16 protein-coding genes and 1 tRNA gene are annotated in these 15,878 nt (G+C 39.7%); 2 read left to right on the top strand and 15 right to left on the bottom strand.

Going from position 1 to position 15,878, the window contains the following annotated elements; all coding sequences use genetic code 11:
* The 9 genes from Q9Q35_RS08990 to Q9Q35_RS08950 form a co-directional block, all read right to left on the bottom strand.
* A partial coding sequence (locus Q9Q35_RS08990) for a GTPase domain-containing protein (protein ID WP_304653065.1) occupies window positions 1-1,691 on the bottom strand: 1,691 nt, incomplete at its 3' end.
* Window positions 1,692-2,113: 422 nt separating this feature from the next.
* The gene (locus tag Q9Q35_RS08985) at window positions 2,114-2,752 is read right to left on the bottom strand and encodes a cold-shock protein (RefSeq protein WP_304653064.1); all 639 of its coding nucleotides are present in this window, start codon (window positions 2,750-2,752) and stop codon (window positions 2,114-2,116) included.
* Between the two features lie 73 nt (window positions 2,753-2,825).
* Window positions 2,826-3,119, bottom strand: a complete 294-nt coding sequence (locus Q9Q35_RS08980) for a Mor transcription activator family protein (RefSeq protein ID WP_304653063.1) — start codon at window positions 3,117-3,119, stop codon at window positions 2,826-2,828.
* 145 nt (window positions 3,120-3,264) lie between these two features.
* On the bottom strand, window positions 3,265-3,594 hold the full coding sequence (locus tag Q9Q35_RS08975; protein WP_304653062.1) for a hypothetical protein: 330 nt from the start codon (window positions 3,592-3,594) through the stop codon (window positions 3,265-3,267).
* 129 nt (window positions 3,595-3,723) lie between these two features.
* Window positions 3,724-4,401 (bottom strand): zinc ribbon domain-containing protein, encoded by a 678-nt coding sequence (locus Q9Q35_RS08970; protein ID WP_304653061.1) that lies wholly within the window; start codon window positions 4,399-4,401, stop codon window positions 3,724-3,726.
* 11 nt (window positions 4,402-4,412) lie between these two features.
* On the bottom strand, window positions 4,413-5,114 hold the full coding sequence (locus Q9Q35_RS08965) for a zinc ribbon domain-containing protein (protein WP_304653060.1): 702 nt from the start codon (window positions 5,112-5,114) through the stop codon (window positions 4,413-4,415).
* A 6-nt stretch (window positions 5,115-5,120) separates the two neighbouring features.
* The gene (locus Q9Q35_RS08960) at window positions 5,121-5,579 is read right to left on the bottom strand and encodes a hypothetical protein (RefSeq protein WP_304653059.1); all 459 of its coding nucleotides are present in this window, start codon (window positions 5,577-5,579) and stop codon (window positions 5,121-5,123) included.
* A gap of 79 nt (window positions 5,580-5,658) precedes the next feature.
* Entirely contained in the window at window positions 5,659-6,174 is a 516-nt protein-coding gene (locus Q9Q35_RS08955; RefSeq protein WP_010688214.1) for a zinc-ribbon domain-containing protein, read from the bottom strand.
* Between the two features lie 11 nt (window positions 6,175-6,185).
* A complete protein-coding gene (locus Q9Q35_RS08950; protein WP_304653058.1) occupies window positions 6,186-7,034 on the bottom strand; it encodes a zinc ribbon domain-containing protein in 849 nt (282 codons plus the stop codon).
* A 352-nt stretch (window positions 7,035-7,386) separates the two neighbouring features.
* Here Q9Q35_RS08950 and abc-f point away from each other — a divergent pair, with 352 nt between their 5' ends.
* Entirely contained in the window at window positions 7,387-8,862 is a 1,476-nt protein-coding gene (gene abc-f, locus Q9Q35_RS08945) for a ribosomal protection-like ABC-F family protein (RefSeq protein ID WP_304653057.1), read from the top strand.
* Between the two features lie 149 nt (window positions 8,863-9,011).
* On the opposite strand, the gene Q9Q35_RS08940 is transcribed toward abc-f, so the two are convergent.
* From Q9Q35_RS08940 to Q9Q35_RS08915, 6 genes are all read right to left on the bottom strand, one after another.
* The gene (locus Q9Q35_RS08940; RefSeq protein WP_304653056.1) at window positions 9,012-10,202 is read right to left on the bottom strand and encodes an MFS transporter; all 1,191 of its coding nucleotides are present in this window, start codon (window positions 10,200-10,202) and stop codon (window positions 9,012-9,014) included.
* A 120-nt stretch (window positions 10,203-10,322) separates the two neighbouring features.
* Window positions 10,323-12,815: an ATP-dependent Clp protease ATP-binding subunit gene (locus Q9Q35_RS08935; protein ID WP_304653055.1), complete on the bottom strand. Its 2,493-nt coding sequence runs from the start codon at window positions 12,813-12,815 to the stop codon at window positions 10,323-10,325.
* 18 nt (window positions 12,816-12,833) lie between these two features.
* Entirely contained in the window at window positions 12,834-13,304 is a 471-nt protein-coding gene (locus tag Q9Q35_RS08930) for a CtsR family transcriptional regulator (protein ID WP_304653054.1), read from the bottom strand.
* A gap of 111 nt (window positions 13,305-13,415) precedes the next feature.
* Complete coding sequence (locus tag Q9Q35_RS08925) at window positions 13,416-13,850, bottom strand: porin (protein WP_304653053.1); 435 nt, start codon at window positions 13,848-13,850, stop codon at window positions 13,416-13,418.
* A 63-nt stretch (window positions 13,851-13,913) separates the two neighbouring features.
* Window positions 13,914-13,987 (bottom strand) — tRNA-Pro (locus Q9Q35_RS08920).
* A 49-nt stretch (window positions 13,988-14,036) separates the two neighbouring features.
* A complete protein-coding gene (locus Q9Q35_RS08915) occupies window positions 14,037-15,011 on the bottom strand; it encodes a Gfo/Idh/MocA family protein (RefSeq protein ID WP_304653052.1) in 975 nt (324 codons plus the stop codon).
* Window positions 15,012-15,129: 118 nt separating this feature from the next.
* On the opposite strand from Q9Q35_RS08915, the gene pnuC reads away from it, so the two are divergent.
* Complete coding sequence (gene pnuC / locus Q9Q35_RS08910; protein ID WP_304653051.1) at window positions 15,130-15,843, top strand: nicotinamide riboside transporter PnuC; 714 nt, start codon at window positions 15,130-15,132, stop codon at window positions 15,841-15,843.
* Window positions 15,844-15,878 lie beyond the last annotated feature (35 nt).

Below are 15,878 nucleotides of genomic sequence, written 5' to 3'. Positions count from 1 at the left end.
TCTGATAAACTAAAAAACGTATCAACAACTTTATCTAAAGTCCAAAGGGCTCTATTTAATTGCCCCTTTACTAACCTTTTATCGATGGTAAATTTCATATTTTTATTTATCTTAGACATTGTCCTTTCAATATTTTCTTCCAACTTCTTTTCCAATTTTTCCCGAGCATCCCGGATTTTTTCCTCCCTATCATCAAAAATTTCAATCCCAAAGAATCCCAAGATACTGACTCCGGCACTTATAATTGCTGCGCCTACTCCAGCAGTGAAAAAACCTGCTATAGCTATACCTGCCGAAATTATTGTATTTGCCCATCTAAACATTCTTCCAAAGTCAGGAATATTTTCCATATCTAGTGATCTATCTTTCATGAATCTATGTGTAAATTTCAACTCTGCATTAATTTCACGCCTAATTTCATTTATTTGACTCCTACATTCATCACCTATTTCAATAAGCAATTGATGTGCCTTTTTATCTAACTCATATTCCTCATAAACTCGTTTCCATTCCTGACTAGCATTAGTATCATCGTAGTGTATTTCAGCAAAATCTGCTACTTCCTTTTTTAATTCATTCGTCATTCTTGTAGTAAATAAATCTATCTTTTTATGACTTGAATCTTTAAATTGCTTGATACTCTTCGAAAATTTTCTTCTTTTTGAAATTAAAGTTCTCCCCTGTTCGCCATTCATTGCACTTTGTTCAAGTAATGTTTTAGATACCTCTAACAGTTTATATGATGGTAGATCTAAGAAAGCTTTATTTTTATAAAAGGGTCCGTTTTTTATAACTTCACTTTCAATCAACTTTTCCACCCTATCAAACATTGATAATTCTTCAAGAAGTTCCTTATATTCTGCAAACTCAGGTTGCTGTGCTGCAAAAGCCGATTTTAAATGAACGTAGACAAACGGGATTCGTCTCCAATTTTGTCCATATTTTTTGCCGTATTCCCAAAATTGTTCCTTTATTTCGTTAAGTCTATCTAGACCCTCTATCATTTTAGAGCGTATGTCTCTTTTAAAGAGGCTCATATTAGTATTTATATCTAGATTTGCTCGTACATTCATCAGACAAATAACTGGTTTCCCTAATTCAATTATTTTTTTTAAACATTTTGCTTCAGCATCTTGAGGAGCATCATCACTTATCAAAAAAAGTACTAAATCGCTTTTTTCAGCAGCTTTATATGCTGTTTCCTCATCTACTTTCCCTTCAAATGCTGCAATTCCTGGTACATCTGTTATCTTCATGCCTGTATCTTTATATCTATATTCTCTTATATCCCGTGTAGTTCTTTGTGACCCTTTACCAATGCTTTTTCCATCCCCATGTGTTAAAATTTCCATCAAAGTTGATTTTCCTACCATTGTTCTTCCAAAAAGTGTAATAGAAAAAACGTTTTCTGATAAACTAAATATATCTTTTTGTAATTTATCTGGAATTAATTCAAACTCTCGCTTAATTTTATTAAGTTGTTCTTCTAGGTTTTTAGATACGTCATTATTTTTATAATTACTCTTCTCCAATTTTGAAATGTCTTTGTCTAATTCCTCCACTGATTTTTTAATTACATTTCTTAGCAGTTTAATTGATTTTTCAGCTTCAAGATGCCCATCTCTGCCGTAGCGTCTACTTTCTTTTAAAGCTGATTCCAATCTTGATTTAGAACTATAGCTACCTATCATTCCTATAACCTCACATCTACAAATAGTTATTAATATACTATGATTATATCCCAAAAATAGTTTTTTTATTTAACACTAAAAATAGCCCGATTCCCAAGAACCGAGCTAACTACGATCAATCAAACCAACCTGCTGGATCGCCTAAAATTTCGTACATATAGTTATAAACTTTCTCTGCCACTACATATATTTTTTGGAATATTTCATCTAGCATTTACATACCTACTTTCTTGATTTCCCGGCATCACTGCGTTTTTTACACCAACTACCGTCATTGTTGCACGCACGATTTTAACCAGTGATCCTAGTATATATGCATACCCAATGATTACTTCATATTATCCAATCTCATATAGACAATAGGTGTCACCAAATAAAAAACAGTTTACCTAACTCTATCTGCTTTAACGTATTTTTCAAATTTAATTCAGATACACATCTAATTCTTTTATAATTTTTTGCACATTATAACTGTCTATCTGTGTTCTTAAATCTTCTAAGCCAACATTTCTTTCATCATGAAATCTATAAGTTTCATTTTGATATGTAGTTATCCACACATATGGGACCTTTTTACAAACAACTCCATTTTTAGATTCAACATAATATCTTGACCAGTGAGAAAATTCATAGTATATTTTTGGCTTTTCATTGCTAAAAGCATCAGCTGCAGTCGAAAACATATCTAGTACAAAAAAGATTCCATCTAATATTTCGCTATCAGTTTCTATCTCACTGATTCCTCTAAGGCCTCCATCATCCTCACTCTTTACTTCATAAACAGCATATTCATATGATGATCCATACTCCTTTATATTAGACAACTTTACTCTTTTATTACCGATAGTTATAAACTTTTTCTTGTTAGTTTCTTTTACATTGACTTGTCTAGCTTGCTTTCCTTTATTACTAGTTGTAGGGCTAAAATAAACGAGGTCTCCCCTATCGATTGATTGCGAATTTATTAATTGTGAGATATGGAAGAAATAACTTTCACCATCTTCACCTGTAATAAAACCGTATCCCTTATTGTCAAAAAATTTGACCACTCTTCCTTCCATACTAATCACCTCTAGTACTATTAATAACTTTGCCTTTATTTTTCTACCGATCCTCATAAAACACAATTTTGACCTATTTTTTGCAATCTGCTACCAGTGTGCCTTTTTCACGGGCTTTACGTAAATTGTCCGAGACCCATTTTTGGGAATAACCGTACTTGCGCGCTAGTTCACGTGAATTGCGTCCGTTGTATTGCTCAGTGATCTTTGTCGCAGCGATCTTACGGTCATAGAGATGGCTTGGGATCACTAATTGCGAGCCTTTATAGTGATCATGGACCTTCAACATGCTTTCTAGACCGATCAAATTTTGTAATTCCTTATAAAATGAGTGCAATGCCTCAATATCGATTTCTTCTTTATCCATAATGATAAACTCCCTAGCATTAATACATCTCAAATTATATAAAATGCGTCTTGCAGTTGATATAGCGGTCTTCAACGTACTTATACATGTAGTTTTACATGAAAAAATACCTGACCAAATTTTTGAAATTCGATCAGGTATTTTCTTATCCAAACCAAACGCTCACCATTCCTAAGCCTTCAAAACCTTTTTGAAAAGATCTTCTGGTAAAAACCGTCAACTGGGAGACTATTTCTTCTTGGGCACGGGTGAATTTTGTCTTTTTAGCAAGTGACAGCCTTGAAAACTCTCTTTTCAGCGCCTCGATCGCTTCGAGCACCTCGGCATACTGGACTGAAAGTTTATCTGACGTATTTATTTTGTTATACGCATTTTGAACGGCTGCTTTAGCTGCTTGATGGTCTAGCAGATCATATAGTTCTGTGAGTAGCTCGTTGACTTTTTGAATGTTTTGCTTTTGTTTTGCCTCTTTCATCATATCCCCCCAGTCTAAATATTTACACGTAAATTCTACCATGCTAGATTTTTTATGTAAACGTTATCTTTTACCTAAATTAAGACAAAAAATACCCAACGCAAATTTTGCGTTAGGCATTTAATTACACTAGGACTGGTGCTTGAGATAATACGTTCTGACCTGTCCTTGTTGATTTAGTGTCAAAGTATTGCCTGAGATCGTCACTTCACCTAAAACAATGGCACGATCCATTACAAAAAATCTGTTTCCGCCCTCACTAACATTTTCAATAGTAAATGTTCCGTCACTGTGCATCATAGTTCCTGAGGGTCCAACTGTATTATGACTCATAGAAACCGAATCGGTGCCTTGAATGACAAAAAGCTCCTCTTCCCCATTTCCATTTGGATTTGTCGACCAAGTTGTATTCTTTCCAGCAACTATCCCCGTTGAAGCTGATGCTGAACTAGTTTCTTGGCTACTTGAAGATGCTGTTTCTACACTTGTGCTAGCAGCTTTTTCACGTTCTGATGAACTTTCCTCTATGGTCGGACTTTCTTTTTCACTAGAACTTTCCTTCTTTTTTTCCTTAGAAGAGCTAGTTTCTTTTTTGGAACTTGTCACTTGCTTGGCTGGGACACTTGCTGTTTGATTAGTAATAGCCTTGTACGTAAAGAATCCACCGCATAGTATAACTAAAGCTCCGACAACTAATAAAATATATAGCCATGGACCTTTTTTCTTACCCGTTAAAAAATTGTAGCCACAGTTTTGGCAAAATTGGGCTCCAGGAGCATTATTATTTCCACAATTTGGACATTGCATAATATTCTCTCCTAATCTGCTTCATAGATATTATCGCCATCATCATAGGAACTACTTTCGGTATTATCTTCTTTTGACTCGGGTTGATAGTGATAAGTCGTGATCTGACCTTGATTATTCAAAGTCAAAACATTGTCAACGATGCTGATCTCTCCCATACTAGCAGGCCCGCGTGCAATATAAAATTTCTCACCATTATTTTCGATACCTTTAATATCGTAAGTACCATCTTCTGGTATCTTGCTTCCGTTTGAGATCGTTACGGTCGTTGTACCGTTGATAGTTAAAACTGGTCCATCATCGCTGACCCAAGTTGTCGTTTGACCGTTAGCTACAACAGGCGTTGGCGCATTCTGATCAACTTCTTGCTCAGCTGATGGATCAATATCGGTATCATCAGAACTTGAATCTTCCTGGGCTGAACTATCATCTTCCTCTTCTTTAGGGGGATCTTTGACCGTTTCAGTTTTTAACTTAGTACTTGTTTTGTCTGGGCGTTGAGCTAGTGAGTTATGCACTAAAGTTACCGCACCAACTGCAAGTATGCTGAGTAACAAGCCAATAAACACACCTAAAACATATTTACCAGCATTATTCTTTTTAGGTGGGATCGGTTGAATGAAAGTTTGTTGTGATGCTAACAAACTTTGTCCACAATTTTCGCAAAATTGTGCGCCAGGTAAATTATCTTTTCCACAGTTTGGACATTGCATCTAACTTCACTTCCCTTCACGTACAAAGTAAGCCCATTCGCCATCTTGAACTGGAAAAGCTAAAACCGTTCGTTCAACACCATTTATCTTATGCTTTTTCAAGCGAAATGCTAACCAGTTACTAGCATCTTTATTTGCAAATACAATAAGTTTTGATGACTTATCCACAATTCTCAGTGATAGATCTATTTTTTGTAATTCTTTACTCGATTTCACTCTGTATGTGATCTTACTAGGTGTGATCTCAAATGATCGAAGATTCTTATCTAATACACCCTTTTTTGTTTCCTCAACAAATTTCCACTTACCAGTGACATCCTTAGGTTCGATCTTATCGTATTTCACATACTTAGGGTCATTGTTGATCACGCCAAAATGATATGCTAGACCCGTCCCAATTGCTGTAAAAAGCAAAAAACTAACAATAATGACTACTGGTAATTTCGAACGACTAGCTTTGGGCAAAATAAGCCCACATTGCTGACAATACTTCTCTCTAAGTGAATTTTGATATCCACAAGTTGGACAAATCATAGAAGCACCTCTACTTTCTTACGTAATATCCCCAGCTATCATCAGAACTGTTATAGACAGCAAGGACAACATGCTCAATTCCGTTGACTTTACGCTTTTCCAGACGTAATTCAACCATATTAGCTGTAAAAATATTATCGGTATCTGAAATGATCACTGTGTCTTCATCAGTCACAGTACTGTAACGTACAGCAATTTTTTCACCTGAATCCGTTGTGATCTCATCTTCACTGATTTTTATCTCTTCGGTCATCGTGTCTTTTTTGCTCTCGTCAACTAATCTCCAAGTCCCCACAATATCAGCTAATTCCAATTTATCAGCTGTCTTATACTCAGGATCATTACCGCCTAACATATATAAGCCACCAAAAATCAACACGACTACGGCTATACAGATCCCGATGATCGCTGGAACAGGCAAGCCATTTTTCTTAGGTGGGGCATACATTTGCAACTGCGCTCCGCAATTACTACAAAATGCAGAACCAGCAGGATTTTGTTGCCCACAGTTAGGACAATTTAACATCAATTCTCCCCCTAATTTTGAGGTGTATTTTGATCATCGTTTGGCTTTTGTGATGGTACTTGTTGTGGTTGTTGTTGATTCATATATTGTGGTTGTTGACCATAATTTTGTTGTTGGTATGGTTGTTGCATTTGGTTAGGTTGTTGATACGGTTGACTTTGGTATTGTGGATGATCGACCAATAATAAATAAATATTGTAAAATGGCACTAAAACTAACCATGGATTATTAGCAATGTAACGTGTTCTGCGTACTGCGGCAGCTAACAAGCTGATTCCGGAAGCACAGCAGAAAACATAAAAAATAATATAAAATAGATTCCCTAAAAGTAGCATAAGTTCGCTACCACTACTGAATGCCATAACCGCCAAAAAGTATACGACCATATACAAGGCCAATCCTACAATACATTGTCCTAAAGTTCCCCACCAATAAACTGCCTTCCGTGTTTCTGGCGTCTTAAAATCAAACGTATTTGCAGTCACATACTTTACACTATCCCAAAAGCCTAATTCAGGTTGTGCTCCCATTTGACCTGGGACAACATTTTTAAATTTTTTGATATCATTTGTAAATTGATTTACCCGTTGTTGATATTGTCCCGTTGGTGGTACTTGTTGTTGGTATGGTTGTTGCCCTGTTGGTGGCACTTGTTGTTGATACCCTTGTTGCATGTTTGGTTGTTGTGGTGCTTGTTGGTAGCTTTGAGGATTTGGTTGGACCGGTGGGGTTTGTGGCTGTTGGTTCACCGTTTGTCCTTGATTACTTGGTGCTACATTTTGGGTGGCACCACATTGGGGACAAAATTTCGCCCCTGCTTCTAACTGTTGACCACAGTTTGAACAAAATTTATTTTCCATAAAAAAAACACTCCCTATAACATTTATATACGGATAAATCCATATAAGCACATTATAGAAAAGGAATAGTGCAGTTTATATTGCACTATTACGTGTCTTTTTACTTGAAACTTTATCGCAAAATTTCGGTTGACAGTGCACAACTAACCTGCTATCCTAGTTCGTAGATCAAATCGAACGGAGGCGTCGCCATTGAAATTCTAAATTCTGCACAAAACAAGTTTAACAACTCTGGGAACAAACAGAGTCGGTTTCACTTGGGCAGAATTTAGGGTTCTAGGCTGATGCAAGATGACTCAGTCTGCCCTTGTGCAGGCTTTTTTTGTTCCTCAAAAATTGGAGGAATGCCTTTATGTCGAATATTTCGATCAAAAATCTTACTTTTGCTTATCCCGGTCAAGTAGCTCTTTTTGACAACGCCAATTTTGAACTGGATACTTCTTGGCGTTTAGGTCTTTTAGGGCGCAACGGTCGCGGTAAGACTACCTTATTCAAATTATTACAAAATAAACTTTCTTATACGGGTACGATCAATGTTTCCGTGCCCCTAGCGTATTTTCCACAACCTTTGGGCGATCAAACACAACTCGCGCTTTACTGTCTGCAAGAGACGGGGAACTTTTTAGAATGGGAACTAAAACGTGAGCTCAAGTTATTTGGGATCAGTGAAGACCTTTTGTGGCAACCATTTAACACACTTAGCGGTGGGGAACAGACAAAATTAATGTTATGTGCGCTCTTTTGCCAAGCTGACCACTTTTTCTTGCTCGATGAACCGACAAATCACCTCGACTTAGCGGGGCGTCAGGAATTAGTGGCTTACCTAAAACAGAAAAAACAGGGCTTTATCGTCACGAGCCATGACCGCACCTTCTTAGACCAAACGATCGACCATACCTTAGTCATTGAAAGAAGTCAATTGCACTTAGAAAATGGTGATCTTGCGTCATATGAAATACAAAAGAAACGCCGGGATAGCCATGATATCCAGCAAAATGAAAAAACACGCCACGAGCTAAAACGACTCAAGCAAGCTGCTTTGACCAAAGAAAATTGGGCATCGCAAGCAGAAAGACAAAAACAAAATAACTCGCACGCCGATAAAGGTTTTATCGGTCGCCGTGCTGCCAAAGTGATGAAACGTGCTACCGCTTTGAAGTCGCGAGCTGAAGAGCAGATCAAACAAAAAGAGACCCAACTAAAAAACCTCGAAGTCAGTGAACCCCTCAGCTTAAACTACCAACCGACCCACAAACAAGTTTTAGTAAAAGCCAAGGACTTCACGCTTGCTTACGAAAAACAGCTATTTTCGCCTTTGAATTTTGAGGTCAAAGCCGGTGAGATCGTAGTCCTAAAAGGTAATAACGGCAGTGGCAAATCCAGTCTCTTCCAAGCTCTTTTGAAAAGCTCAAAGGCAATTTCAAGTGGTGAATTGTCACTAAACACCAAAAATATCAGTGTCGTACGCCAAGATTTCAGTGCCAACCGCGGGACTCTCAAAGAGTTTGCGCAAAAACGTGACCTCGACTATACGCTCTTGTTGACGCTTTTGAAAAAACTAGGCTTTGAGCGCCACACCTTTGATGTTTTACTCGAAAATATGAGCTTAGGCCAACAAAAGAAGGTCGAATTAGCGGCTTCACTTGCTACCCCGGCTGAGTTGTATCTGTGGGACGAACCCCTAAACTACTTAGATACCTACAACCAAGACCAACTCTTGACTTTATTACAAGAAACCAAACCCGCACTGTTAGTGATCGAACACGATCAAAATTTCATCGATCAAATCGCTGATACGGTCGTTAAACTGGAAAAGATATTCAATTGAAATTAGGAACTGGATCATATCAAACCAGAAAAATCCCGCGAGACCTTATCGGGAAAGGGAAAATCAAACAAACTGGGCACTTTGTAAATCCAGAATATGAAATAAGTTAAAAAACTTCCTAGGCGCCAAGTCGTCTGGGAAGTTTTTTACTATATATCCAATTCAGTACCGATCTGTTTTGAAATCACCACACCTAGCGTCAACAAACCTAACAAAGTAGCACTACCTAACAGGACACCACCGATCCCAAAAAGAGAGATCAAGTAGGGAAACCCCAATAGTCCTAGCGGTTGCGTCGCATTCAACAGTGCATAGTAGCTATTTGAGACTGTCGCCACCGTCTTCTTATTTACCTTAGTCTGTAAAATGAGCTGGGTCGAAATATTATATAGTGGGATCGCAAAGCCTAATAAAACGATCCCACCATAGACTGACCAGCTTACTTTAGTTCCGATCAGACCAAAGGCTAACGGCACTAAGACTAAAGAAAAGATGATATATTCATGAGTCTTTAGCCAGACATCAACTATACGATAGAACAATGAGCCCAGTAAAAAGCCACTGACAAACAGCGTGTTGCATAGCCCTAGTAATTTCAGATCATGAAAAACATTATTGGCTAATTCGGCAAAATACACGCTTTGAGGTGCTAAAACGATATTAAAGATCAAAGCGATGTAAAAAATTGGAGCTAAATAGTGATTTTCTCTCAATAAGCATTTAACGACCTTAACTCCATTCCACAAACTAGCTGGGGGCTCACTTGGCGTTTCTACAGAAGGTTTGGTTTCAACTTTTAATGCAAAAAATAACACTAGACCTACTAAATACAGACTTAGGTCGATCACTAAAAAGACTCCAAAACTGACCAACCCCAGCGCTACCGTCACAACTGAACCAGAAAACAAGTTTGCACTCGTGACAGCTGTACTCAATGATGCATTTAATTTACTCAACTCAGAACGTTCAAAAAGTACCACCAAAAGTTTAGTCAAACATGGATAATAATAGCTACTAGCGACTTCATAAAAGATCGACCACATGACGAGCCACCAAAAGTGTTTGATCTCTAAAATAACACTACTTGTCATGATAAACATAAAAAGCGCTGTCCAACCCATCGAAAATAAAAGCGTTCGTTTCAGATCTTTAGACCGATCGACTTGCCCGCCAATGTAAGTTGCCAGTAGGACCCGTGGCACAAATAAGCAAAAAGAATACACCCCCACATAGTTAGCTGACACGAACCATTTAGTGATCAGTGTCAGCAATGCGATATTAGACATTCCCCCACCAAAACTCAAGATAAATTGCGTTAGTAAAATAATTCGGCGATCCATTAAGTACCCCCACCTTCCCCTTAGTGTTGCACTTAATTATAATTTTTCTCAACTAAATTACAACTCAACAAATATATCTAAAAAAACATCCCACCAGGCGGCAGGATGCTTTCTAAGACTTTAATTATTCACTTTTTCTTTTGTTGCTTCAACTTTTGGATCTTTGATCGTCAAAGTGATCTTGCCCTTCTTAGCCCCGACAGTGACCGTTGCGCCTGTAACGATCTTGCCCTCTAATAAAGCTTCACTCAAGCGATCCTCGATCTCATTTTGTAAAGCTCTTCTGATCGGACGAGCACCATACTCTGGATCAAAGCCAGCCTTAGCGACCACATCGATCGCAGCAGGCGTGATCTTTAGCGTCACATTGCGTTCAGCTACCCGTTTGATGATATCTTTTGCCATCAACTTCACGATCTGATGCAACTCATCTTTTTCAAGTGAATGGAAGATGACGATCTCATCGATCCGGTTCAAGAATTCAGGTCTAAAGCTCTTCTTGAGCGATTCTCTGATCTTAGCTGACATTGCAGCATAATCATCAATAACATTACCTGCACCAAACCCAACGGATTTTTCATCCCGCAAGGCAGTTGCCCCTAAGTTAGAAGTCATGATGATGATCGTGTTTCTAAAGTTGACTTTACGCCCCTTAGAATCAGTCAAGTACCCATCATCTAACACCTGTAACAAGATGTTGAACACATCTGGGTGGGCTTTTTCCACTTCGTCTAATAAGACGACTGAATATGGCTTATTGCGGACCTTTTCGGATAATTGTCCCCCTTCATCATAGCCGACATATCCTGGAGGAGCACCGACTAAACGACTGGTGGAGTATTTTTCCATGTATTCGCTCATATCCACACGGATCATCGCTTCTTCTGAGCCAAACATCGCTTCGGCTAAAGCCTTGGCTAATTCAGTCTTACCGACCCCAGTAGGCCCTAAGAACATAAATGAGCCGATCGGACGGGTCGGATCACTCAAACCACTGCGTGAACGGCGGATAGCTTTAGCGATCGAACTGATAGCTTCATCTTGTCCGACTACTCGTTGGTGTAAGATCTTTTCTAACCCGACCAAACGTTGACTTTCAGTCTTAGTCAATTGGGTGACAGGTACGCCTGTCCATTCTGAGACGACAGCTGCCACATCTTCTTGGGTCACTACAGCCTTAAACTCACCATTAGCCTCTTCTTTGGCTTGTTTAGCTGTGAGCTTTTCGACTTTTTCTTTTAATTTCAAAACTTCTTTGCGTAATTTAGCCGCATCATCGAAGTTTTCGTGTAAGATCTCTTCGTCATAGCTATCACTGACTTCTTTTAGCTTAGCTTTAACTTTAGATAACTTACTGCTCTTTTCAGCATTCATGATCCGCAACCGTGCTGCCGCTTCGTCCATCAGATCGATCGCCTTATCTGGCAAGAAGCGCTTCGTGATATAGCGCGAACTCAACTTGACGGCCGCATCTAAAGCATCATCGTCGATCTTGACTTTATGGTGCTTTTCATAGCGGGAACGGACACCTTTTAAGATCTCTAGGGTCGCTTGTTGATCAGGTTCATCGACCATTACTGTCGCAAAGCGCCGTTCTAAAGCAGGATCAGATTCAACGTATTTTTGATACTCATCTAATGTCGTCGCCCCGATGACTTGAACTTCGCCCCGCGCTAAGGCAGGTTTTAAGATATTAGAGGCATCGATCGCCCCTTCAGCCCCACCAGCGCCGATCAAAGTGTGCATCTCATCGATAAATAAGATCACATTGCCATCACGGTAGACTTCTTCTAAGATCTTCTTTAAGCGATCTTCGAATTCGCCCCGGTATTTGGTACCAGCCACAAGTGAACCCATATCAAGCATCATCAAGCGCTTCTTTGCCAAATTCTCAGGGACATCTCCGTTGACGATCGCTTGCGCTAAACCTTCTGCGACCGCTGTCTTACCCACACCAGGTTCACCTAGTAATACTGGGTTGTTTTTCGTCCGGCGACTTAAAACTTGGATCACACGCTTGACTTCACTTGCGCGCCCGATAACTGGATCGGTATCTTCATTTTGTGCGATCGCCGTCATATCCCGCGCTAAGCCATCTAATGTTTCTGTCTTAGAACGTTTTTGGGCTTCACTAGCTTGCTTAGCTAAACGTTGACGTTGGCGGTCAGTCATGCCCAATTGGCGCAATAATAACTGCCGTAAGCGCCGGGTATCGACTTGTAAACTGTACAAGATCCGTGAAGATAAAATATTTTCATCCTTTAATAGTGCCAATAATAAATGTTCGGTCCCGATCTTAGACGAACCCATCATCATCGCTTGGCGCAAGGCATCATTCAAGACGGCCTTGGATTTTGGTGAATATGGTAAATAACTATCTGGTGCTTGACGGCGCAAAGTCCCATACCCTGCGAGCCGCTCGATCTCTTCTTTGATATCGACACTACTTACGAGGTTTTGCCTTAAAACTTGGCCGGCAACACCATTTTCCTCCAAGACAAGGGCTAACAATAAATGTTCAGTCCCGATCGCTTGGTGCTTGAAGTAGTTAGCTTGTTCTTGTGCAAGTAACAAGACTTGGTTAGCACTCGGTGTGTAAGATGTTGAATCCATAAGATCCCCTTCTTTCTATTATTGATCAGCACAACGCAGACGGTTTAAAATGCGATTCAAGATCTTGGCACGGATCGCCTCTTCTAACTCATTATCGGATAGTGCTAGCGTGTTTTTCTCGATCGCAGTCGCTACTAAATGTGCCTCTTTATGTGTCAATAGCTCATTTTCATAGAGCGTTTGAATGATCTGAAATGCTTTGGTCTCGCTGATACTGGTCCCAACGTACTCGATCAATTCATCTAAAATATCCGGGTCGCTGATCAAATCGACCTTGGCGATCCGAATATACCCACCTCCGCCTCGCTTACTCTCGACTAAATAGCCATTTTGTAAAGTAAAACGCGTCTTGATCACATAATTGATCTGCGAAGGTACGCAGTCAAATTGGTCTGCGACTTCAGAACGTTTGATCTCAACTTGAGAAGCTTCAGCAAGAATACTCTTTAAATATCGTTCGATTATATCGGAAATATTGCGATTTTGCATAAAACTATCCTCAATCTGTTTGACTAACTTTGACTATAATTATAAACGTTATCCACCATGCTTGGCAATGAATTAGCGCTAATTTCTAGGGCTGATCGCTTAAAAATCCTCTTATTTATCTGCTGTAAAGATCACTGCCCACGCAACATGTTTAGCTGGACAAAAATAAACGAACTGATCGCCCGTTCCTTTAGCTTGATCAACTGAGATAGCTTGATCAGCATATTTAGCTGTTGGGCTAGTTGGATCTTTTTCCCATTTAGCATACTGTGTCTTAGTCCCTGCAAAGCTTTTTTCCTTGGTATACCCTCTTTGCTCGTAGGGTGCCAACAGATCAGCTGTGATCTGTTTTAGCTCTCCTTTAGTGTAACGCTTGGCAAAACTGCTTTGACTAGTTGTTGTTGAGCTCTCTTTAGTCAAGCTCGCTTTTTTAGTAGGTCTGACCGATAACTTGACGCTGTTTTTGCCCCACGTCACGTGATAGCTACACCCGCTGACACCTAGAACAAAAGCTCCGATCATAAAAAGACAAAGCGCGCGTTTCATTTAACTTCCCCCCGTAAATAAAAAGAGCCGTCCTGCATAGGTACGACTCTAACTAGTAATTGATCGGGATGACAGGATTTGAACCTGCGACCCCCACGTCCCGAACGTGGTGCTCTACCAAACTGAGCTACATCCCGAGAACAATTACTATTATAATACTAGTTTGTTAAATGTAAAAGGAAAATCTTATTTTTCTTCTGGATACACTAGACCCCAATCTCTTCTAAGCTCAGTCATGATCTGCATCACATCAGTCGTATAATCTAAGTGCATCACGTTTTTGCCCCCAGCGACGGCTTGTTCCATATCGGTCACTTCATAGAACAAGGCATCCTTAGTTGCTCCACTTTCGATCACTTCTTTACCACCATCAGCTGTATAAGTGATCGTCGCTTTTTGCCCCCGAGGATACTCGTAGATCTCGATATAGCCCTTATCAAAAGCGACCATCCCTCGCTTTGGTTGCTTAGCATGCAATGTCAAAGCAAGCGTCGCCATTTCCCCAGCTTTATTTTGCAGTAAAATACCGGCCTGTTCGTCAACACCGCTTGGGGCTAATTTGACTTGAGAAACGACTTTATCTGGTTTTTGGGACATGAACCAACGCGCAAAAGATAAAGCGTAGACACCGATATCTAGCAAAGCGCCCCCTGCTAATTTTTTAGAAAAGAAACGATTTGTCATATCGTAATCTTTATAGCTTCCAAAGTTCAACTGTAGCATGCGCAATTCACCCAAACACTTGCTTGCGATCACTTTTTCTAATTCCTTGTAGAGTGGCATGTGATAAAGCGTCATCGCTTCAGCTAAGACCACGTTGTTTTTGGCTGCTAAGTGCTTGGCTTTTTCTAATTCAGTTGCATTTAGCGTGATCGATTTTTCACAGAGCACATGCTTACCGGCCTTGAGCGCTTTATTTAAATACTTGATATGCGTATTATGTGGCGTCGAAATGTAAATAATATCGACGTTGGGATCTTGAAAGATATCTTCGATCTGATCATAGACTTTAGTGACTCCATATTTTTTGGCAAAATCAACTGCCTTGCTGTGCGTCCGGTTCGCAACACCATATAATGTGCGTCCGTGTGCTTGCATAGCCTGCGCTAATTCATTTGCGATCACGCCACAACCTAAAGTTGCCCAATTATAATTTTTCAAAAAAACCCCTCCAAACTAACATTTCTACCTCGATCTTAGCAAAAACTTTTCGCCAAGACAAAGAACATGAATTATCGGTGTAATCGTTTTATCATAATATTAAAGGAAGGTGATCACTATGACAAACACTTGGCTTTATAAGCAATTATTTACCAATTGGAAGAAATTTGAAGTTACCTATGTCAGCATTTTGATCTTGATCCAACTAGCCGTATTTTGGATCGTCCCTGACAGCTTGATCGGCATGATCTCAGGAGTCACAGGCACTTTATCACTTGTTTATGGGATGAAAGGGCGCAAGATCGCTTTTATCTTTGGGACGATCCAGTGTCTAGCTATGACTTACATCGCTTGGATCAGTCATGCCTATGGTTCATTTGCGATGGATATCTTCTATGTCATCTCGCAACCCATCGGCTGGTTCATGTGGGGCCATGACCAAGCAACGCATCGTTTTTCGCCTGACAGTCGCAAAAAACTTTTTGTCGGTGCCTTTATCGCTTGGCTTATCGGCTGGTGGATCTTAGCTTTGTTGCACGGACAACTGCCGTATTTTGATTCGATCAATTTTGTCATCAGTTTCATCGCTCAACTGCTCTACATCTTGAAATACCAAGAAAACTGGTCGCTTTGGATCGTGGTCAATATCGCCAATATCCTCTACTGGTCGATCCTAAGCATCCAAGTCATGACCGGTGCTACTGACATTGGCTCTTTAGGTGCCTATCTCTCCCAAGTTGCCTTGCAAGCAGCCCTACTCTTTAACTCGATCTATGCAACTAAAGTCTGGGCTAGTGGTGAAGCCGACAATGAAGGTGGAACTAAGTCGTAAATTATATAAATAAATCAACATTTACTCTTTACTAC

The sequence above is a fragment of the uncultured Ligilactobacillus sp. genome (assembly GCF_948826705.1).
Taxonomy (GTDB): Bacteria; Bacillota; Bacilli; order Lactobacillales; family Lactobacillaceae; genus Ligilactobacillus.
Note: the sequence above shows the minus strand (reverse complement) of the source record. Positions and strands in the feature narration are given on the sequence as shown.